This is a genomic window from Methylacidiphilum caldifontis (assembly GCF_017310505.1).
Classification (GTDB): Bacteria; Verrucomicrobiota; Verrucomicrobiia; order Methylacidiphilales; family Methylacidiphilaceae; genus Methylacidiphilum; species Methylacidiphilum caldifontis.
On record NZ_CP065957.1, the window covers coordinates 2,134,642 to 2,155,156 of the forward strand.

The window sequence follows — 20,515 nt, forward strand, 5'->3', positions numbered from 1 at the left end:
ATTTTTTTCCAAAAACTTAAAAAACCTTCGGTTTATTCTTCGGAAGTTGCTGTTAGCCCTTTTCTCCCTAAAAGAAGCTTAAGAAATACTCTATCCGAAAAACCTCCGCCATGAGATTGCCTAACCACAATCAAATCCATTGAGGGAATGATGAACATTCTTTGGTTGGCTGATCCAATAGATTCAATAAGATCGGCAGGGGCATCATTGCATAGGGAACCATTTTTCCAGTTTTCGTTATACCAGGGTTTACTCAGTTCCTGTTCAACATCAATTTCTCTTCCGTAGGGAGCTAAAGAGTTGACCCAAAATCCTATTCCATAAAGAGGATTAATAGGGCTTCCTTGGAAACATTCTTTTAAATATTCCCAAGAGATAATTTTTTTTCCTTTGAACCAACCCTTATGAAGAATGAGTTCTCCGAGTTTTGACCATTCTCTGGGAGTGAGCCGAAAACCCGCAGCTAGAAGGGGGTTGCCATGACCGTCTCTTTTAAATTCCACATTATGAATTTCCAAGGGCAACAGCAGTTTTTTCTCCATGTATTCACAAGCGGTTAAACCGGCTGCGTTCAGCTTTCGGTTAAGAAGTTCGCAAAATATTTGCAAGTGGCTAGGACCATAGGTAAAGATGGAACCAGGGGCCCTGATCGGCTTTAAAAAAAGGGCATGAAAGTTCCGATCCACGAAACCATCATTGTGAAGGTAAAAGGCAGGTTCTATGCCATCGATGAAATGGAGCAGGTCATAAACTGTAATTTTTTTCCTTGGATCGGTTGTTTCTTTCCATTCTTTGATCGTTAAGAAAACAGGTTCATGCAATGAAAGGAACTTTTCTTCTATGGCTTTCATTGCGATTATACCCCAAAAACCTTTTGTGCCGCTAAATATCCGGTGACGGATAAAGGGACCATTTCCGGCAGAATATTCTTCGTGAATAACTTGTCCATTTTTGATGATGAGAAGAGATAGATGGTTGTGTTGTCTTGAATAAGTAGCGGCTTTATCAACCTGAAGCCCAAAAACTAAGGAGCTTTTTAAAAGGAAAAGAAATAGCACTAAAAAATAAAAATAAAAACCTAACCCCATATACCCTCGTAAAAACAGGTGCGCTTTGATTTTTTAATAATAATTGAAGGATCTAGCTTAAAAAATATTTTTTTTGTCTCTCAGCAGTTCCCTTTTTTTCAAGAGAAGCCTCGAGTTTTTTGACATGCTTTTTTCTTTTGTGTTTTTTATGAAATACGTGCCTGGGGGAGTCGGAAGCTTTGGAAAGCGGTGCCCAGATTTCAGCAACCGGTGTAATTCCATAGTCTCCGAGACGGTTTTCTTCTAGTATTCCCTTGGCGATGGCGACCGCTAATGTCTTTCGATAGGAAGGAGAAGCTAAGAGTTTGTTTTCATGAGGATTAGTCATAAAACCACATTCGCAAAGAACAGCGGGGATCACAGAATTGCGTGTAAGTCGTAGCCTACGACGGATTACACCGAGGTCTTTTTGTCCTGTTATTCTGACCAGGCTTCGTTGGATTCTTGTAGCCAACCCAAAACTGTTCGCGTGCCAGAAGTAAGTTTTAATTCCTCTTTGGTGGCGGTCAGAAAGCGCATCGAAATGGATACTTACCAGTATTGTGTCTTTACCTAAAGAGTTGGCGAGTTTGACCCTATCATCCAGATCGACAAATCGATCATCTGTTCTCGTCATTATGACTTTTAGTCCAGATTTACGAAGTTCATAAGCAAGCCTTGTTGCAACATCCAGGGTCAAGTCTTTTTCTACCAGGTAATGGGCTACTCTTTTCCCGCTTGTGCCTCCTGAATCAATACCACCGTGTCCAGGGTCGATCAGAGCTTTAGAAAAAGGCTTTATAGCCAAAACTAAAGATGGAGAAAAAAGAAAAAAGAAAACAACAAACCAAGCAATATTTTTCACAACTCAATAGCGATTTTTTTGTTTAAATAGCCATTATAAATTCAAAAAAAACTTAGACAAGATCGAGATCTATCTTGAGTGGATACTAAATTTCACAACTCACTTTTTCTAATGCTTGCTTTTTAAGGTCCATAGGTAGTTATGGCTGCGCAAAATGGATGTTTTTTCCCCTTCTTTTTAAACCAATAAAAACTTGGTCAAATAAGATTATCTTTTTTTAGTTTCCCTGCTGCTTTCATTTAGCCTGATTGCCAGGGTTCATCGGCGTGATAGGAGCTGCGAACTAAAGGTCCAGATTCCACATGGCTAAAACCTAGCCTTAAGCCAAATTCTTTCCAGCTCTTGAATTCCTCCGGACTGACCCACCTGTCGACGGGTAGATGGTTTGGGGAGGGACGTAGATATTGACCTAGGGTGAGAATTTTGACGCCGATATGGTAGAGATCTAAAAGAGTACTTTCAATTTCCTCTTTTGTTTCCCCAATGCCCAGCATAAGACCAGTTTTTGTAGGAAATCCTTGTTCTGCGGATTGCTTGAGAACCTCAAGCGATCTTTCGTAGCGAGCTTGTGGACGTACCCGTTTTTGGAGTCTGGGCACGGTTTCAATGTTGTGGTTCAATACATCGGGTTTTGCATCCAACACTTTCATGAGACTTTCTCTATTTCCCCGAAAATCAGGAATGAGAACTTCGATTTTCGTTTGAGGATTCAATGCCCTGACTTCTTTGATTGTTTGAGCCCAGGCTTCTGCTCCTCCATCTTTCAAATCATCTCTGGCAACCGAAGTGATAACCGCATATTTTAGTCCCATGGCTTTTATAGCTAAGGCTACATTTTTAGGTTCTTCTTGATTTATGGGAAGAGGTTTAGCAGTCGTTACGGCACAAAATCGGCAACTTCGGGTACAACGATCCCCAAGAATCATGAAAGTAGCCGTTTTCCTACTCCAACACTCTCCTATATTGGGACAAAGGGCGCTTTCACAGACTGTGTGAAGATTATAGGAATGGACGAGATGCCGGATTTCATTATATGCAGCTCCTCCGGGAATTTTTGCTCTTAGCCAGGGAGGCTTTCTATTCATAAGCGATTGTTCCATAGGTAGTCAATTAATGAGGAACTTTCATAACAATCAACTGATTTATTAAAAAAAATAACGGTTGTATAAAAAGAGAGCTTTTGAATAATAACTCTTGATGAAGGTATTGATAACCTGTGGCCCTAGTTTTGAACCTATTGATCAGGTAAGAAGGATAACGAATTTCTCTACGGGCAAGCTAGGCATTGAGTTGTCTTCTTACTTCAGTAAATGGGGAATGGAAGTAGTGTGTTTGCTGGGTAGCCATTCTTCTTTACGCCCAATTAGTCCCCAATTCACTCTTTACCTTTTCGATACGAATGAAGGATTATGGAAAGAGATAAAAAAGCTTTCAGAGAGTCATTCTTTTGATGCAATTTTTCACGCGGCAGCTCTCTGCGATTTCAGAGTCCAACAGATTGTAGATCAATATGGAGAAGAAGCGATTAAAACAAAGATTACAAGTGATAGGGAATATTGGATTAAAGTTGTGCCTGCAGAAAAACTCATCGACAAGTTGCGCACCATCTTTCCAGACGCCTTGATTGCGGGTTGGAAATATGAAGTAGAGGCTGACTACGATACAGTTCTTTTAAAGGGGAAAAGGCAGATAGAGCGAAGTGGTTCAGACTACTGTGTGATCAATGGACCAGCTTACGGACTGGGTTATGGCATTTTAAATCGGGAAGGGGAGCTCTTCCATGTACCCTCGGTAGAAAAAATGGGGGATTTTTTCCTCCCTAAGATAAGCTTAAGGAACAAACGGCTTGACGAGTTACCCCCTTTTCATCTTGGCGATTGAATAGAGAGTAGCAATACCCACATAACCGAAGCCCAGAGTATGCATGAAAAGGGTCGGCAAGGAAAACCAGAAATGTTTCTGTATAGCTTGATAGAGGGCGATACAAAAAATGGCTGAAAAAGTGGTTTCTATAAGAGGAAGGGTTAGACTGTGATCGATCTTATAAATGGGCTTTTGCGAATTACAGGAGCCATTTTTAGGTGTTCTGACAAAAACGTTATTTTTGCCAAATAAGCCATCGATTACCGACTTTGTATTAGCGAAAGCCATACCTAGAGACATGGCCATGGAAAAAGGAAGGATAACGAGTGTGCTGAGCTGGAGCTTTTTGCTTAAGAAAATAATGACGGCCAGGTAAAAAAGATAAAATAAAGATATAATGGAAAAAAGGAAACCTAAAAATTCCTGGGCGCCAGATTTGGGTAAAGGGAAGCAAAAAAAGGTAATCGCATTGAGTATAACCAATATTGCAACAATAGGGTGAATGGAGTGAGCTAAAAGATGAAAGAATCCTTCTATTTTAGAAGCTGTAGAAAATGATCCTTTGAGTAAGGAAAAAAGATGCTTTTTTGCTGTTTGAATAGCTCCTTTTGCCCAGCGGTGCTGTTGCGTTCTAAAGGCAACGATTGGAGAAGGCAGTTCACTCGGAACAACCATTCTGGGTGCATAAACAAATTTCCATCCTTTGAATTGAGCACGATAACTGAGATCTAAATCTTCAGTCAATGTATCTCCTTCCCATCCTCCAGAGTCGATAATGCATTTTTTCCTCCAGACACCGGCCGTTCCATTAAAATTGAAGAACAGGTTGTATTTATACCTGATTGGCTGTTCAAGCAGAAAATGCCCATCTAAAAATAAGGCTTGGCAGCGAGTAAGGAGATTTGTATCCCGATTTAAATATCCCCACCGGGCTTGGACCATGCCTACATTCGGAGAATGAAAATAAGGGAGTGTTTCTTTAAGAAAAGAGGGTGGGGGAAGGAAATCAGCATCGAAAATGGCGATGAATTCTCCCTTTGCCCTTTCCAAGCCATACTGCAATCCACCAGCTTTGAATCCTTCCCTGCTACCCCTGCGCAAATGAGATATGTCAAATCCTTTCTTTTTATATTCATAAACCCATTTCGCTATGATCGCTGTGGTTTCATCAGTAGAATCATCAATGACCTGTATTTGCATTTTGTTTTTTGGATAGTCGATTTCACAAACTGCATGTAGTAGTCGTTCTACAACTGATTTTTCATTGTATACGGGTAGTTGTATCGTTACCTCAGGATAAGGATAGGAAAGAAGGTTGGCTTGTAATTGCTGGTCCCATTGAGATGATCCTCCCCATAACCTTAGTATTAGACTCATCCGATAGATTCCATGAATTAAAAGAACTAGCGCAAGAGTGAAAAAGCCGATGGATATCATAGTCAATGTCCTCGGTTGGGTGTTGTTTTTTTATGAATAGAAAGGTTAGCTGTTGTGCAACTGAAGAAAGGATTAGATCGGTATTGAGCCAAATTGTATGAAGAATAAAAAGAGCCTACTATCCTCTTTATAATTATGTTCATAGGCAGAATTTTTAAATATGCATCCTTAATTTGCGCTCGAATATATTTGGCAATTAAGATGAATATCAAGACAAACCATTTATCTGCTTCTTTTTGATAAAATCAAAGAAAAAAACAAGACAAGATTTTCTCATCTCATGGTCTGTCTTTTGGAGTTGTACTTAAAATAAGTGTTTTGGACCAGTGTCTTTGGTTTTATGGGACAAAAAATGATTGAAAGCAAGATAGTGTTATTGACGGATGGAAAGAGCTAAAGCTATTGCCTTAGATGGAAGAAAGATTAAGGTGAGGTAATAGCCAGTTCTTCTATAACCCACTTTCCCTGTTTTTTTTCCCACCGGATATAATCACATACTTGTGGACTTTTTAAAAGAAAACTCTTCCCCCTTTTTTTCCATTTGCCTTTAGATTCTTTTTTGAGAAGGTCATGGTAGGTTAATCCAGCTGCATGCTTGGTGTCGAACAACTCATGATATGTAGGCCCTTCCATCTTGGAATGGTAAAAAGAATGGTCAGTGGTTTTTGTCTTATCAAAAAAAAGATGATATAGGGGACCTTTGGACTTGAAATCTTTTTCTAGCTGGGTCTGGTTAACAGTCCATTGAAAATGCGGTTTTGAAAGATCTCCCTGTGTGTAAATAAGCAATGGGACAGCTTTTTTCTTTGGAAAGAAATGGATGAGTTTTTTCTCTTTTGTTTCTCTGACGGCTTCAATGTATTCCTTCATTGTATCTTTGAGGCTTTTTGCATGAACTTCGAAAAGATTAATCGAAGGTAGCGAAAAAATGAGAAGAAAAATAAGAAGGGTAGCTAAAGGTTTTTTAAAAAACTGAGTAGGCATAACATTAAAATTTAAAAGGGGAGCATTGCCCATGAAGAGACAAATAGGCTATGCTGCTAAAAAGAATAATATAGCCTAAAATATTAAAAAGGGTGTTCCAATCGGGTTTTTTGATATCTATATTTTATCTTTTCTTAAAAGGGAAAAGAAAGAAAAAAATAATGCTTAGCCGACAGACCTATCTTGCTTTCATGGGATATGGGAAATTGACCAAGTGCGCGGGCTTGCCCCGCCGCTTGGGGCGGGGAAGGATAGCGCGGAGGGCGTAGCCGTCCTTGGGTTTGGCTTCGCCGAAACTTCGCCTTTGGCCCGTTTTCAGTGTGGCGTCTGCAGCTGCCCTGGTGTACTGGCGCACGATGGAAATCGGCGCACCGCCACAGCTTGAAGCAAAGTACGACGGCGACCACAGCACGCCTTTCCAGTAACGCTTCTGAATGTCGGGCCGCTCTTTGCGCAGCAGCCGGCTGGATACGCCCTTGAGACTGTTTATGAGGTTGGAGACGGCGACCTTGGGTGGATATTCCACGAGTAGATGGACGTGATCGTCCTCGCCGTCCATCTCGATCAGTTGCGCCTCAAAGTCGGCACAGACCTTGGCGAAGATCGTGCGCAGCCGGTTGATGGCGTCGTCGTCGAACACTTTGCGGCGGTATTTCGTCACGAAGACCAAATGGACGTGCATCTTGAAGACATAGTGCCGTCCATGTCTTATATCTTGATTTTGCGCCATAGGCTAAGTATAATGTTTCCATGCTTATCCGCCAAGCCTTCAAGTACGAATTGATGCCAAACGGCCAGCAAGAGCGGCAAATGTGCCGCTTTGCTGGCTCATGCCGGTTCGTCTACAACAGGGCGCTGGCGTTGCAGAAGGAGCGCCACGAGCGAGGCGAGAAAAAACTTGGCTACGCTGGGTTGTGCAAGCTGCTCACCGAGTGGCGCAACAGCGCGGAGACGGCATGGCTCAAGGACGCTCCGGTGCATCCCTTGCAACAATCCCTCAAAGACCTGGAGCGAGCCTACGCCAACTTCTTTGCCAAGTGGGCTGGTTTCCCACGCTTCAGGAAGAAAGGCATGTCGGATAGCTTCCGCTATCCCGACCCGAAGCAGATCAAGCTGGAGCAGCACAACAACCGCATCTTTCTGCCCAAGCTCGGCTGGCTGCGCTACCGCAACAGCCGGGAGGTGCTCGGTGTAGTCAAGAACGTCACCGTAAGCCAGTCATGCGGTAAGTGGTACGTGAGCATCCAGACCGAGCGGGAGGTCGAGCAGATCGTTCCGCAAGGGGGTACGGTTGGCATCGACATGGGGATCGCCCACTTCGCTACGCTCTCGGATGGCACGTTCTACGCCCCGCTCCACAGCTTCAGGCGGCATGAGATGGCGTTGCGCAAGGCGCAGCAGTCATTGAGCCGCAGGGTCAGATTCAGCAACAACTGGAGGAAGGCAAAAGCAAGAGTTGGGCGCATCCACGCACGCATCGCTAATGTCCGCCGCGACTTCCTGCATAAGACCTCGACCGCGATCAGCAAAAACCACGCTGTAGTCTTCGTCGAGGACTTGCAGGTACGGAACATGTCCGGGTCGGCGGCGGGCACTGTCGAGGCTCCAGGCCGAAAGGTTCGGGCCATGTCCGGCCTGAACAAGTCGATCCTGGATCAAGGTTGGTTCGAGTTCCGTCGCCAACTGGATTACAAGCTGGCATGGCGGGGCGGCCGGCTGATCGCCGTGCCGCCGCAGAATACGAGCCGCGCCTGCCCGTGCTGCGGACACGTTTCGGCGGACAACCGCCAGACGCAGGCCTGGTTTGCGTGTGTGGAATGTGGTTTTGAGGTCAACGCCGATGTGGTCGGTGCAATCAACATCTTCTCTTGTGGGATGCAAATGTTGCGGGACGAAGGGCAGGACACGCTGCACGCTTGCAGCGGGATGGCGCAAGCCGTCAGCCCGGATGGCCTGTGGATCGAACCGCGCTGGCGGTCGGAAGCAGGAACCCACCGAAGCGACCCAGGAGAGGCGCCATGCCACCCCTGAGCGCCGTAGGAATCTCCGGCCTTCAGGCCGGGGAGGATGTCAATTTTGTGTCTTTATTACCCACTTTTAGCCCTGAAGTTATTCCAGCAACCCCAGGATCCTATAGCCTTTTTTTCTTTTTAAATCAGTTAACTTTGAATTTTAAAAACACCCAACTTATCGTTAATGAAGGCTATTATTGTTATTGCGGTTCTGCATTGGGCAAAGGAGGATTGCAAAGACGCATTCTTAGGCACCTGGACCAGATAAAGAAAGTTTATTGGCATATAGACTATTTAACTCCTCATGCCCGTTTTTTATATTTATGTTTTTGCGAGACGATCATTTCTTTAGAATGCGTTTTTGCAAAAGCCATTAACAAATTGCCTAATGTAAAAGCTCCATTTCCAGGATTTGGCTCGACGGATTGTACCAACAAATGTATAAGCCATTTATTATATACTCCAAAGATGTGGAATGGAGAAGAAATTGTAAAAAAGCTTATCCGATCGATTAATGACCATGAAAAATAAATGCGTTTTTAAATTAAATTTTTTTCTTTTTATTTTTCCTTTTCCTTTGATTCTATTACTTCTTATCTCCGCTCAGGGAGAAGATATTTCTATTATTAACAAAAACTTACAAGCCAGATCGGCTTTAGTATGGGATAGCGATCAGAAAAAAGATCTCTTTAGCCGTGATGCTGACTCTCAATATTATCCAGCGAGCACAACAAAGCTGATGACCGCTCTTATAACCTATGAAAAAACTAAACTCGAAGGAACGGTAACGATCCAACCTGCTGATCTTGGTTTAACTGAATATCCCGTTATTCGGTTTTTCCCCGGTGAAAAATATGCGGTAAGGAGCCTAGTTTATGCTCTTCTGCTGTCTTCAAGTAATGAAGCGGCAATGGCTCTAGCACGGCAATCTTGTGGTACGGTGATGAGTTTTGTTGATGAAATGAACAAAAAAGCCAAAAGCCTTGGCTGCACTCATACCCATTTTCAAAATCCTCACGGTATTTCTTATCCAGGGCATGTGACGACTGCCAATGATTTGAGAAAAATTTTTGAAGCCTTTTTGGATATTCCCCAATTAGTGAAAGTAGCAAGCTCGAGCAGTTATGAATTAGCCACTTTGGATGGTAAACCGGTCCAATACCTCATGAATACAAATAAGTTGCTTGACCTTTACCAGGGAATGGTTGCTGGAAAAACAGGCTGGACTCCGGAATCAAGAAATACTTTTGTAGGCTTCTGTCAGAGGCAGAATAAAAAACTCATTATTGTTATCCTTGATAGTCCAAACAAATGGCAAGATGCACTTGTCCTTTTGCAGCCCTTCATGGGAGGGCCGATTCAATGAACTCTTCTTGATTTTCTCATAATATGTTGTCTGAGCGATGCTTATACAGTAAAATTTTTTGGTGAATATGTCGCTGCTGTGGACAGATGCCGGAGTGGTTGATCGGGGCGGTCTTGAAAACCGCTAGGGAGTTAAGCTCCCTCGTGGGTTCGAATCCCACTCTGTCCGCATACCCATCACCATTTGTTTATGCCTTCTATGGAAAAATAAAGTTGTTTTTGTTATGATTTAATGTAAAGCGTTTTGTATGCTACTTCGACATTTCCAGAAATCTTGTTTATTTTTTGGTTTTTTCTGGTTTTGTTTGAATTTTTTCCTTTCCTGTTCCTTATTTGGTGCAAAGAATATTGTTCAAGTTTTTCAAGAGGCCTTGGAATCTGATCCCCTTCTTTCCAGGGAAAGTTATCTTTTTAATGGTTCTCAGGCTGGGGTTTCGCTTGCTCGAGCCGCTTTGGGCCCTTCCCTTTCAGTGAATGCAGCAGCTGGGGAAGGAAGCCTTATCGATGTCAATATCAATTCCTTTTCTCTCTCAACGGGGACCTCTTTTGAGTTCTATACGGTGCTTTTGACTCAACCCGTTTTCGATGGACAAAAGCTTTCGGCTTTGAAAGCGGCAAAATATCAACAACAGGCACAGGGTTCCGCTGTCCAATACCATAAACAACAGCTCATTTTACGAGTTGTACAAGCTTATTTTGGGGTATTGCAAGCGGAAGCGAACGAAAGGGTAGCGGAAAGTGAGCTAGAACTTTATGAAGAAATTCTAAAGCAAACGGAAGCTTTTTTAAAAACAGGGAAAGGGGATGTGGTTGCTGTGAAGGAAGCCAAAGCCCGCTACGATATATCCCAATCTAATCTCATTACAGCAAAAAATGCAGTGAATATTGCAAAGGCGATATTAGAAAGAATAACTCATAAACCGGCCACTGAACTGGTTGACGTGGTAGAAATTTCACCGATGAACCCTACTCCCAACGAAATAGAATCCTGGGTAAATATGGCTATGGCTAATCAACCTTTGATTAAACAGGCAAAGGCACTCTTAGATGCTTCTTATGCGCAGGTTGAGAAAAATAAAAGAGAACATTGGCCTGTCTTGTCGTTTGTGGGTGCATCAAGCCAGTTAGCGGTGAATGCTGTTCCGGTCAATTTGCAAGTTGCTGCAGGTTTTTTGACCCTTTCTTTGCCTCTATATGATGGACAGATTGATCAGAGGATCAAACAGTCTCAAGCCCAGGCAAAGGCGACTTCTGAAACTTTACGCGATACATCTGATCAAGCAAAACTTGACACCGAAGAAGCTTTTCTCAATTTGCAAAGTAGTGTGCTTCAGCTGAAAAGTGCAAAAACCGCCTTGGACTCCTCACAAACTTCTTATGAAGCAACAAAAAAAGGCTATGAAATAGGAACGCGATCGATCGTCGATCTTTTGACTGTGATTTCAGATCTGTCCAACGCAAAAAGAAATTATTACAATGCGCTGTATAATCATATTGTTTCTCGAGCACAACTGAAAGCTGCGGTGGGCATTCTGAGCCAAGAAGATATTATCGCTTTCAATAGTATCCTTAAAAAATAAGGAAATGGAGCCGTGAAAAAGAAAAATCTAAAGCTAGTTTTAGCGATTAGCTTTCTATTATTGTTAGGATTTGGGTTGTTTGTATATGTTCGCCACCATTTGTATTCTCAAGGAGTGTTGACTATCTATGGGAATGTGGATATTCGGGAAGTTCAGCTGGCTTTTTATGATACAGGCAGAATCCTAAAAATGTATGTCCAGGAAGGACAAAGGGTTAAAAAAGGACAATTACTCGCTGAACTTGATCCTGTACGTTTCGAAGATGCTGTGAGAGAAGCCGAACATACGGTAGAGCTTGATAAGGCTGCTTTGGAAAATGCTGAAATAACATACCGAAGGGACGAGGCATTAGCAAAAGAACAGTTTGTTTCTTTGCAGGAAAGGGATAATGCTTTTGCGGCTTTGAAAGAAGCCCGTAACAAACTCAAAGCCGATGAAGCTCGCCTTTCCCTTGCAAAGAGAGAACTTCAGGATGCCAAACTTTATGCCCCACAAGACGGGGTGATTGAAGATAGGATTCTTGAACCTGGAGACATGGTGACACCCCAAACCGCTGTATTTACAATGGCCCTTGACCAACCCGTTTGGGTAAGAGCCTATGTTCCCGAATCCTATCTTGGGAAAATTTTTCTTGGGATGAAAGCTGAAATCCTTACAGACAGCTATCCTGGAAAAGTATTTCATGGCTGGATCGGTTTTATCTCTCCGGTTTCTGAATTTACTCCCAAAAACGTCGAAACACCTGATTTGAGGACAAAACTTGTATATCAAGTCAGGGTATATAGTGAGAACTCCGATTATAGGCTTAGACTGGGAATGCCCGCCACGGTACGCATCCCCTTAAAACAATCTTATCCTCCAGAAAAACCTCCGTTGACCATGGAATAATGCCCTATGGATGAAGGCAGCTATTGTATTCGACTCCAAGAAGTAAGCAAATCCTTTGTGATTGCAAAAAAGCGGGTTTTTGCCATAAAGGAATTTTCTACTCTTATACGTTCTGGAATAATAACAGGGATAGTTGGACCGGATGGGGCGGGAAAAACTACTCTTCTGCGCCTTCTATCGGGTATGTTAATTGCCGACCATGGTAAAATAGAAGTTCTAGGTTTAAATCCCGCGCAAGACAAAGAAGCCCTTTCTACGCAAATAGGTTATATGCCCCAGAATTTTGGGCTCTATGAGGATCTGACGGTTGAAGAAAATCTCGAATTGTATGCCGAGCTTTATCGCATAGCTAAAAAAGAAAGAGAAAAGAAATATGAAGAGCTTTTAAACATGTCTGGACTTAGACCATTTATGAAAAGGCTTTCTGGAAGCCTTTCGGGTGGAATGAAACAGAAACTTGCTCTTAGTGCGGTACTACTTTCTTCTCCAAAGTTGCTTCTGCTTGATGAGCCAACGGTTGGTGTGGATCCTTTATCTAGAAGAGAGCTTTGGAAAATATTGCATTCTCTTGTTCAAATTCAAGGTCTATCGGTACTGGTTAGTTCCTCTTATTTAGCCGAAGCCAAATATTGTCAGGATATCATTGTTCTCGATAGAGGCAGCAAGCTCATTCAAGGAAGTCCTTCTTTTTTAGAACAAAATGCAAAGAGTATTGTATTGTTGATTTCTTCTGAGAAATTATCTTCAAGAGATCTCTTATTAGAAATCGCATCCAGTCCTTTTGTGATCGATTATTCTTTCGAAGGAAATTATATCCGAGTGGTCATCCAAAAAGATAAAAAAGAAGAGTTTTTAAGGCAATATCAGGATGTCCAGATTTCTTCTCTACCCGCGGAAAGAATGCTCTCGGATTGTGTTCTTTCCTATTATCACTTAGGGAGGGCGACCGGTTTTTTACCGGAAATAAAAGAGGTTGAAATTAGCTTTAAAAAATTGCCAAAAGAAAAAGTCATCGTTGTTGAAAAGCTCTCTCGGTTTTTTGGCAAATTTCAAGCTGTAAAAAAGATCAGTTTCTCCGTTTATACCGGGGAAATTTTTGGGATACTCGGTCCTAATGGAGCGGGTAAATCAACGACATTCAGGATGCTTTGCGGCCTTTTGCCTCCCACTGAAGGGAAGATTAGGGTAGGAGGGGTTGATTTAAGAACCTCTGCAGCTCAGGCTAGAGCACAAATTGGCTATGTTTCCCAAAAGTTCTCTCTTTATTCAAACTTAAGTGTCAAGCAAAATCTCCTCTTTTTCTCAAGAGCCTATGGCCTGGATAGGAAAACCACAGAAAAAAGAATCGCAGTGGCGGTCAATGAATATGAACTGGACAAGTATCTGGACTGGGATGCAGGAGGTCTTCCTTTGGGTTTTCAAAAACGATTAGCCATAGCTTGCGCAACCCTGCACGAACCGCCTATTCTTTTTCTTGATGAACCTACTTCAGGAATGGATCCCCTGAGTAGAAGGGAATTTTGGTCAAGAATGTTACGCTTTGCCCAGAAAAACACCACCTTGCTTATTACCACCCACTATCTTGAAGAAGCCGAATATTGTGATCGGCTAATCATTATTTCCAGCGGTAAAATATTGATGGAAGGTTCTCCCCATTCGATCAAAGCGGAGTTTCGTTCAACCGAAAAGCCAAATCCAACCATTGAGGATGCCTTCATAGGGCTGATCGAGCGAAGCGCGGAGGAAAATTGAAAAAAGAATTTTTTTTTACTAAACGGCTTTTGGGATTCATTCGCAAGGAATGGATCGAAATTCTTAGAGATCCTTCTAGTTTTGGAATCGCATTTGTGCTTCCTTCAATACTACTTTTTTTATTTGGCTACGGTATTTCTCTCGATGCCGTGCACCTGCCGATTGGCGTGGTTGTTGAAAACCCTACAGGACTGACTTCGAGTTTTGAATCAAGTCTAAAAAATTCGATCTATTTTTCACCCCAATCCTATTCAACGATTCAGAAAGCAGAAGCTGATTTTGAAAAAGGCCAGCTTTTAGGCATCGTTTGGCTGAGAGGAAACTGGAATAGGGAAACCCTAGCTTTCGGTCATGGCAATATTGAAACGATTGTGAATGGAACCGATGCCAATACTGCAAGGCTCATCGAAGGCTATCTGTTGGGAGTTTGGTCAACTTGGCTTAAAAGAGAAAATAGTGATCAAAACCTAAACGGAACTCTACCTGTCTCTCCGGAAATCAGGGTTTGGTTTAATCCTGCCTTATTAACAAGAGATTACTTGGTCCCCGGTATAATCGTCGTCAACATGACAGTTGTTGGAGCTTTGTTAACGGCACTCGTTGTTGCCCGGGAATGGGAAAGGGGAACTATGGAAGCTATGCTTGCAACCCCTTTAACTAAGCGGGAACATTTTATAGGCAAGCTGTTGCCTTACTTTGCATTGGGTATGGGAGGGATGTTTTTCTCTTTTTTGTTTGCTGTTTTTATTTTTAAAGTTCCTTTTAGAGGATCGTTTTGGATTCTTTTAACCGCTTCTTTTTTTTTCCTTTTGGCCGTTTTAGGTATTGGCATGTTAATATCGAATATTTCCCGGAATTCTTTTGTCGCCTGTATGATCGTGATCGTGACAAGTTTTCTACCCGCTTTTATGCTTTCTGGTTTTATTTTCGATATCCATTCTATGCCTGAACCTATTCAGTTTTTTACCCTCCTTTTCCCCGCCAGATATTTTATTGCTATTCTTCAAACCCTTTTCCTTGCAGGAAACGTGTGGAGCGTGATCGGCGGCAACCTGATGATTCTTGTTCTTTTTGCAGGGATTATTAATGGGATTTCCTATTCATTGTGGAAAAAAAGGATCGAGTGATGCTTTAAGCAACCTTTTAATTGAAAGGGGAGTAAAAGAAAAAAGATGTGGAATCGTGTTATAGGGCTGATTATAAAAGAAATTCTTGTTTTTATAAGAGATCCAAGAACCCGATTTGTTTTAATCGTTCCACCGGTTGTCCAGATGTTTGTTTTTGGCTACGCGGCTACCTTTGACCTTTTTAGAGTTTCATTTTGCCTGTACGATGAAAACAGGACGTTGAGTTCAAGAGAGTTTATTTCAAAATTTCAGGGATCTCCTATATTCATTTTAAAGAAGGAAATTTTTAAGGACTCTTTGGTTAGAGAAGAAATTGAGAGGAAAAAAGCCCTTTTCGTTCTTCATGTAGATCGCCGGTTTGATCGTGATCTGTTAGCGGGCAGAAGTGCAAAAGTCCAACTGATCATAGACGGAAGAAATTCGAATACTGCAGCCATTCTTTCTGGATATGCCAATCAGATTATTGCTGATTTCAATGCGGATTGGATAAAAAAAAGGGCAGTCGGTTCTTTACCATCACAGATTTCTTTTCGAGCTCTTTACAATCCTAATCTCCTTTCTCGTTGGTTTATTGTTCCTGGACTTATCGCTATCTTAACCTTTGTTGTCTCGGCTATGACCATTGGCCTTTCCATCGCAAGGGAAAAAGAGATGGGAACATTCGATCAGCTTCTGGTTACACCCCTACGTCCTATAGAAATTCTTGTAGGCAAAACCGTACCGGGATTGATTTTTGCCATGGGAGAGGCGACCCTTATCTTATTTGCTGCTCTTTTCTGGTTCAAGGTTCCTTTTAGGGGCAACGTGGCTATCCTTTACTTGGGGCTTCTTTTTTTTCTTTTTGCCATCATTGGCATTGAACTGGCTATATCTTCGCTTTCCGCAACTCAGCAGCAGGCTTTGTTTGGAGTCTTTTTCTTTTTAGTCCCCTCGATTATCCTCTCTGGTTTTTCCACGCCCATTCGAAATATGCCCGAGCTTATCCAGTACCTGACTTTTCTTAATCCGATGCGCTATTTTCTGGTCATCATTCGAGGTGTTTTTCTGGAGGGTAGAGGGCTAGAGAGCCTGTGGGATCAATTTGTTCCGTTATTTTTCATTGGATTGATCAGCATGAGTTTTAGCTGGTATCTGTTTAAAAGAAGACTCTACTAGTTATATATTTTTTTTGGAAAAAAACTCTATTATGCCATGAAAAGCTTTGATTCTTATATTAATTATAACGTATAATAGGATAAAGAGGGATGGATTTTCTATGAATAGTGAACCAAAAGTATATAAAGTTTTAATTGTAGATGATCACACTATTTTAAGGGAGGGTTTAATTCAGCTTATAAATTCTACTGCTGGGTTGAGCGTGTGCGGGGCTGCTCAAAACGCTCACGAGGGCTTTGAACTCGTTGCTAAAACAAAGCCTGATATTGTCTTGGTCGATATTTCTCTTCCTGGAAAAAGTGGACTGGAACTGATAAAAGATATTCATGCAGCTTATCCCGAAGTCGCCATATTTGTCCTTTCCATGCACGAAGAGTCTTTATATGCAGAAAGGGTTTTGCGCGCTGGAGCACGTGGATATCTTATGAAAAGTGAGGGAGGTCAAAAACTCATCACTTCTATTCAGAAGGTTCTTGCCGGAGGCATATCGGTTAGTGATCAAGTCGCAAACCGTATCCTTCAAGGTGTATCGGGAAAGAGAAAAGCCTTGTCCATAAGTCCTATCGAAGCCCTGAGTGATAGGGAGTTTGAAGTGTTCCAATTGATCGGGAAGGGCTATGGGAGCCGGCAAATTGCTGAGCAATTGAACTTAAGTGTTAAAACAGTGGAAGCTTATCGAGCAAGTATTAAGCAAAAATTATATCTTAAAAGTGGACCGCAACTTGTTCATTATGCCATTTCTTGGCAACAATCTCAAACAAGTGGTGTTGATTCTGAATCAACTCCTATAAAATAAAAGGCTAGAATTTTTAGGAAGAATATATTAAGGGATATGCCTATAGATGGTTTAGGCATATCCCCTTTTTTTTGTATCATTTGTCCTTAATGAACGGAATCAAGATTATGCTTAAAAAAAATACATATTATTTAATATAAAAGTATAAGTATTTATTTCTTGTAGTATCATAGGATAAATAGAGTAAAAACAGCTAGTTTATATAGTAACAAATTGATCTAAAGATTTAATATAATATGTTCTGGAAATATCCCTTTTCGTTTGGTCGTAATAACATGGTTATTTTGTCTCTCTTTTATAGGAGAGGTCTCCCTAGGTTGTTATCCTTTTTTTCCCTCCATATTACTGATTGCATCTATTTTTCAAGAATATTACGGTTGCCATAGAAGTTCGGTTGGCTTACCGGCTTCAAATTATCCACATTCTTATATGGATATAAATAAATACATAAACTGTTAATTAGGAGGAATTCTATGGCACAAACGACAACTGCTACGACTATTGCTATTCCCGAGAGGTCTCTTTTCTCGTGGAATAGGATGTGGTTGGGCGTGGGTCTACTGAGTGGTTGGTATATACTGGTCAATTTATATGAAAGAGCTTTTGCTTTTACAAAAGGACTGGATTATACCTCCGCTGAGTATCAGACCTATTGGATGAACTTGCTTTTGGCAGAGTTGGCATTGGAAGCTTTGGCTTTCATTGCTGTTTGTACTTGGCTCTGGATAACTCGGGATAAGAATCTGGAAAATATTTCCCCTGTTGAAGAACTCAGAAGATATTGGAACCTGGGATTGTTCATAGTGGTTTATACTGTGGCAATCTATTGGGGAGCCAGTTACTTTACTGAGCAAGACGGGACGTGGCATCAAACTGTTATTCGAGATACTGACTTTACTCCAAGTCATATTATCGAGTTTTATCAGAGCTATCCCATATATATAATCCTTGGGGTAGGTTCTTTCATGTATGCCATTACCCGCCTTCCCATGTTTGCTAGAGCCTTTTCTATCCCCTATGCGGTACTTGTCGGATCTCCCTTGATGATCTTTCCCAATGTAGGGCTCAACGAGTTCGGCCATACCCGGTGGTTCATGGAAGAGCTCTTTGTGGCTCCTTTGCACTGGGGATTTGTAGCCTTTGGGTGGGGAGCCTTGGCCATTATGGGAGTTTGGCTCCAGGCCTGTCCAAGGGTGTATGAGCTCATGAAGCAAGTCTATTATGGAAAGACTGCGGCATCACCGACAAAAGTTATGGATGAGCCTGAAAAAGCGGCTGATCCAATCTATTGTGAAGTGTAAGGGAATCGGGAAAGAAAAAAATCAACTATTATAAGGGGCGGGAAATTAAGGCCCGCCCCAATACAATGGAGGAAAAATGCAACTTTCACAAGCGGATGTGGAAATAAAAAACCTTGAGAGAAAGTTTGATATTGTGGTCATCGTTTCGATGTTTTTTGCTTTTATTGGTGGATATCATATTCATCAGATGCTTCTGGCTGGGGATTGGTCATTTTGGATCGACTGGAAAGATAGGATGTGGTGGCCTGTGGTTGCGCCAATCGCCGATATCGCTTTTCCAGCGGCCATTCAATCGATCTTATGGACGAAATTTAAAATGCCAATCGGAGCGACCTTTTCAACGGTGGGGCTCTTCTTTGGCCAGTGGATGAACCGGTATTGGAATTTCTGGGGTTGGGGAACCTATCCTTTAAACTTCGTTTTTCCAGAAACCTTAATCCCCCAGGCTGTCGTACTGGATGGAGTTTTAATGATTTCAAATAATTTTGTCATCACTGCCCTTGTGGGGGGAGAACTTTGGGGCTGGCTCTTTTATCCAGCGAATTGGCCTATGATCGCTCCTTACCATGTGCCTGTTGAGTATTATGGCCAATTGATGAGTATGGCTGATCTTATTCAATACGAGTATATCCGGACCTCCACCCCTGAATACATCCGTATGGTGGAGACGGGAACGATGAGGAGCTTTGCAGGTGGCGTGTTGGGTGTATCGGCATTCTTCTCGGGATTTGTTTCAGCCTGTATGTACTTTTTATGGTGGTTTTTTGGGAAGTTTTTTGGGTCAACAAAGTTTGTCAAACACTCGTCGGTTTAGGGGAATAAAAATCAAATGGAGGATAAAAGATGAATAATGTGACAAGTCATTGGGAAAAAAAGATAAAAAAAATACTTTATGGTTTAGCGGCAGTTATAATAGGTAGTAGCTTTTCTTCAGTCAGCTTTGCTGTACAGGGGATGGGTGCTAAATCACAGGAGGCCTTTTTAAGGATGCGGACGGTTGTTTTCTATGATACCCAATTTTCCTTTGCCCCAGCAAATAGGGTAAAAGTGGGTGATGAGTTTAGCTGTACAGGAAAAGTGATGCTTATGCCGACATGGCCGCAAGAAATTCCTTTTTCAGGGATTTCTTTTTTTAATTTTTTCGTTCCTGGACCTCAGGTCTTAAGGAAAGCCATTTGGGTAAACGAAAAATATTTTCAGTTTAACTCAGTGGTTTTGGAGAAGGGGGGAACTTACGCTTACAAGATGGTGTTGCAAGCCAGAAACCCTGGAACCTATCCGATGGGGCCAATGTTGAGTATGGAGGAAGCTGGGCCGTTTATTGGGCCAGAGGAGTTCCTCACCATTGAGGGGACAAGGGGGGGCTTTACAAACCCTGTGAAGACCTTGTTGGGAAATACGGTGGATCTGGAAAATTATGGTACGGCACGGATGATTACCTGGACACTATTAACGACTGTTGTCGGAATAGTCTGGTTAGTCTATTGGCTGTCTAAGCCTTTTACCCGGAGATTAGGTCTTGTAGCAGCAGGCAGGAAAGATGAACTGTTTAATCCTATGGATAGACAAGTTTGTTTCCTTTTTACTGTGGGGACGATTGTCCTTGTGGCTGCTGCAGCAATGATTACCAAAGCACAATACCCGGTGACTATCCCTATTCAGGAGACCAAGTATTATATTAAACCTCTTCCTCCGGAACCCACATTGATCCAGGCGGAAGTTACGGATGCGACGTATGATGTTCCAGGAAGGACGTTATCTTTTCATATCCAAATTAAAAATGTCGGGGATAAACCGGTCGTGTTGAAAGAATTTCTTACAGCGAACGTGCGGTTTTTAAATCCTGATATTCCTGGAAACAACTGGAATCCTTCGTTCCCTGAAGTCAATGGTGGGCCTATGAAAGTGAGTCCTTCGGAACCGATTAATCCTGGGGAAACAAAAACGGTTGAAGTTTCGATGCAAAGTGCCGAATGGGAAAACCAGAGGCTGACCATGTATCATGAAACAACCAATCGGTTTGGTGGGCTGCTCTTTTTTACTGACCCGAGTGGAACAAGACAGATTTATGCAATTGCTGACCAGATTGTAATTCCGAAATTTGGAGGTACTGTAGGGGGTGGAATGTAATCCTCTTATATTAAAACAACTCCTTAAAAACCCTTCCTTGGAATTTTTCATGGAAGGGTTTTTTCTTTAGTCTAAAAATCAGCAATCTTCTTAATCATGAAGAGGTTATCAATGAAAATACCCGTGGGAAGAGAGATTTTTTTCAAACAAAAATAAGAATTTTTGTCAGCTTTGATAAAATTAAAAAATATAA

18 protein-coding genes, 1 tRNA gene and 1 pseudogene are annotated in these 20,515 nt (G+C 42.0%); 14 read left to right on the forward strand and 6 right to left on the reverse strand.

The annotated features are described in order from the left end of the window. Positions 1-32: 32 nt before the first annotated feature. The 3 genes from IT6_RS09850 to lipA all read right to left on the reverse strand — a co-directional run bounded on the left by IT6_RS09850 (position 33) and on the right by lipA (position 3,032). Positions 33-1,088, reverse strand: coding sequence for a serine hydrolase domain-containing protein (locus IT6_RS09850; RefSeq protein WP_206826484.1), 1,056 nt, complete (start codon positions 1,086-1,088; stop codon positions 33-35). A gap of 52 nt (positions 1,089-1,140) precedes the next feature. Further along, complete coding sequence (locus tag IT6_RS09855) at positions 1,141-1,932, reverse strand: N-acetylmuramoyl-L-alanine amidase family protein (RefSeq protein WP_206826486.1); 792 nt, start codon at positions 1,930-1,932, stop codon at positions 1,141-1,143. Between the two features lie 239 nt (positions 1,933-2,171). Further along, positions 2,172-3,032, reverse strand: coding sequence for a lipoyl synthase (gene lipA / locus IT6_RS09860; RefSeq protein ID WP_134440722.1), 861 nt, complete (start codon positions 3,030-3,032; stop codon positions 2,172-2,174). Between the two features lie 97 nt (positions 3,033-3,129). On the opposite strand from lipA, the gene IT6_RS09865 reads away from it, so the two are divergent. Next, positions 3,130-3,813 carry a phosphopantothenoylcysteine decarboxylase domain-containing protein gene (locus tag IT6_RS09865; protein ID WP_206826488.1) on the forward strand — a complete coding sequence of 228 codons (684 nt, stop codon included), beginning with the start codon at positions 3,130-3,132 and terminating at the stop codon, positions 3,811-3,813. Here IT6_RS09865 and IT6_RS09870 read toward each other — a convergent pair. The 3 genes and pseudogenes from IT6_RS09870 to tnpA form a co-directional block, all read right to left on the reverse strand. Further along, positions 3,787-5,172, reverse strand: coding sequence for a cellulose synthase family protein (locus IT6_RS09870; RefSeq protein ID WP_242524221.1), 1,386 nt, complete (start codon positions 5,170-5,172; stop codon positions 3,787-3,789). The genes IT6_RS09865 and IT6_RS09870 overlap by 27 nt on opposite strands. A 483-nt stretch (positions 5,173-5,655) precedes the next feature. Then, on the reverse strand, positions 5,656-6,216 hold the full coding sequence (locus IT6_RS09875; RefSeq protein WP_242524222.1) for a hypothetical protein: 561 nt from the start codon (positions 6,214-6,216) through the stop codon (positions 5,656-5,658). 315 nt (positions 6,217-6,531) lie between these two features. Then, positions 6,532-6,946: pseudogene (tnpA, locus tag IT6_RS09880) on the reverse strand (IS200/IS605 family transposase). Positions 6,947-6,966: 20 nt separating this feature from the next. On the opposite strand from tnpA, the gene IT6_RS09885 reads away from it, so the two are divergent. From IT6_RS09885 to amoB, 13 genes are all read left to right on the forward strand, one after another. Next, positions 6,967-8,247, forward strand: a complete 1,281-nt coding sequence (locus tag IT6_RS09885) for an RNA-guided endonuclease InsQ/TnpB family protein (RefSeq protein ID WP_206826492.1) — start codon at positions 6,967-6,969, stop codon at positions 8,245-8,247. After that, positions 8,235-8,759: a GIY-YIG nuclease family protein gene (locus IT6_RS09890; protein ID WP_206826494.1), complete on the forward strand. Its 525-nt coding sequence runs from the start codon at positions 8,235-8,237 to the stop codon at positions 8,757-8,759. The genes IT6_RS09885 and IT6_RS09890 overlap by 13 nt, the downstream gene beginning before the upstream one ends. Then, on the forward strand, positions 8,749-9,594 hold the full coding sequence (locus IT6_RS09895; RefSeq protein ID WP_206826496.1) for a D-alanyl-D-alanine carboxypeptidase family protein: 846 nt from the start codon (positions 8,749-8,751) through the stop codon (positions 9,592-9,594). The genes IT6_RS09890 and IT6_RS09895 overlap by 11 nt, the downstream gene beginning before the upstream one ends. A gap of 80 nt (positions 9,595-9,674) precedes the next feature. Next, positions 9,675-9,762: transfer RNA gene (locus tag IT6_RS09900), tRNA-Ser, on the forward strand. Positions 9,763-9,841: 79 nt separating this feature from the next. Then, a complete protein-coding gene (locus IT6_RS09905; RefSeq protein WP_206826499.1) occupies positions 9,842-11,173 on the forward strand; it encodes a TolC family outer membrane protein in 1,332 nt (443 codons plus the stop codon). A 12-nt stretch (positions 11,174-11,185) separates the two neighbouring features. Further along, on the forward strand, positions 11,186-12,061 hold the full coding sequence (locus IT6_RS09910; protein ID WP_134438927.1) for an efflux RND transporter periplasmic adaptor subunit: 876 nt from the start codon (positions 11,186-11,188) through the stop codon (positions 12,059-12,061). Positions 12,062-12,067: 6 nt separating this feature from the next. Next, entirely contained in the window at positions 12,068-13,813 is a 1,746-nt protein-coding gene (locus tag IT6_RS09915) for an ATP-binding cassette domain-containing protein (RefSeq protein WP_206826501.1), read from the forward strand. Continuing rightward, the gene (locus IT6_RS09920) at positions 13,810-14,940 is read left to right on the forward strand and encodes an ABC transporter permease (RefSeq protein WP_206826503.1); all 1,131 of its coding nucleotides are present in this window, start codon (positions 13,810-13,812) and stop codon (positions 14,938-14,940) included. The genes IT6_RS09915 and IT6_RS09920 overlap by 4 nt, the downstream gene beginning before the upstream one ends. Before the next feature lie 45 nt (positions 14,941-14,985). Next, positions 14,986-16,095, forward strand: coding sequence for an ABC transporter permease (locus IT6_RS09925; protein WP_206826505.1), 1,110 nt, complete (start codon positions 14,986-14,988; stop codon positions 16,093-16,095). A gap of 100 nt (positions 16,096-16,195) precedes the next feature. Then, a complete protein-coding gene (locus IT6_RS09930) occupies positions 16,196-16,891 on the forward strand; it encodes a response regulator (RefSeq protein ID WP_206826508.1) in 696 nt (231 codons plus the stop codon). Between the two features lie 473 nt (positions 16,892-17,364). Beyond that, positions 17,365-18,192, forward strand: a complete 828-nt coding sequence (amoC, locus tag IT6_RS09935; RefSeq protein ID WP_134438932.1) for a bacterial ammonia monooxygenase, subunit AmoC — start codon at positions 17,365-17,367, stop codon at positions 18,190-18,192. 76 nt (positions 18,193-18,268) lie between these two features. Continuing rightward, positions 18,269-19,006 (forward strand): bacterial ammonia monooxygenase, subunit AmoA, encoded by a 738-nt coding sequence (gene amoA, locus IT6_RS09940; protein WP_134438933.1) that lies wholly within the window; start codon positions 18,269-18,271, stop codon positions 19,004-19,006. Between the two features lie 29 nt (positions 19,007-19,035). Continuing rightward, positions 19,036-20,322 carry a bacterial ammonia monooxygenase, subunit AmoB gene (gene amoB, locus IT6_RS09945; RefSeq protein WP_206826510.1) on the forward strand — a complete coding sequence of 429 codons (1,287 nt, stop codon included), beginning with the start codon at positions 19,036-19,038 and terminating at the stop codon, positions 20,320-20,322. Positions 20,323-20,515: the final 193 nt, after the last annotated feature.

Bases quoted from the DNA above. Each gene is read 5' to 3' on its own strand.
- IT6_RS09850 (WP_206826484.1), bottom strand. From the start codon at position 1,088: ATGGGGTTAGGTTTTTATTTTTATTTTTTAGTGCTATTTCTTTTCCTT.
- lipA (WP_134440722.1), bottom strand. From the start codon at position 3,032: ATGGAACAATCGCTTATGAATAGAAAGCCTCCCTGGCTAAGAGCAAAA.
- IT6_RS09865 (WP_206826488.1), top strand. From the start codon at position 3,130: ATGAAGGTATTGATAACCTGTGGCCCTAGTTTTGAACCTATTGATCAG.
- IT6_RS09870 (WP_242524221.1), bottom strand. From the start codon at position 5,172: ATGAGTCTAATACTAAGGTTATGGGGAGGATCATCTCAATGGGACCAG.
- IT6_RS09875 (WP_242524222.1), bottom strand. From the start codon at position 6,216: ATGCCTACTCAGTTTTTTAAAAAACCTTTAGCTACCCTTCTTATTTTT.
- IT6_RS09885 (WP_206826492.1), top strand. From the start codon at position 6,967: ATGCTTATCCGCCAAGCCTTCAAGTACGAATTGATGCCAAACGGCCAG.
- IT6_RS09890 (WP_206826494.1), top strand. From the start codon at position 8,235: ATGCCACCCCTGAGCGCCGTAGGAATCTCCGGCCTTCAGGCCGGGGAG.
- IT6_RS09895 (WP_206826496.1), top strand. From the start codon at position 8,749: ATGAAAAATAAATGCGTTTTTAAATTAAATTTTTTTCTTTTTATTTTT.
- IT6_RS09905 (WP_206826499.1), top strand. From the start codon at position 9,842: ATGCTACTTCGACATTTCCAGAAATCTTGTTTATTTTTTGGTTTTTTC.
- IT6_RS09915 (WP_206826501.1), top strand. From the start codon at position 12,068: ATGGATGAAGGCAGCTATTGTATTCGACTCCAAGAAGTAAGCAAATCC.
- IT6_RS09925 (WP_206826505.1), top strand. From the start codon at position 14,986: ATGTGGAATCGTGTTATAGGGCTGATTATAAAAGAAATTCTTGTTTTT.
- IT6_RS09930 (WP_206826508.1), top strand. From the start codon at position 16,196: ATGAATAGTGAACCAAAAGTATATAAAGTTTTAATTGTAGATGATCAC.
- amoC (WP_134438932.1), top strand. From the start codon at position 17,365: ATGGCACAAACGACAACTGCTACGACTATTGCTATTCCCGAGAGGTCT.
- amoA (WP_134438933.1), top strand. From the start codon at position 18,269: ATGCAACTTTCACAAGCGGATGTGGAAATAAAAAACCTTGAGAGAAAG.
- amoB (WP_206826510.1), top strand. From the start codon at position 19,036: ATGAATAATGTGACAAGTCATTGGGAAAAAAAGATAAAAAAAATACTT.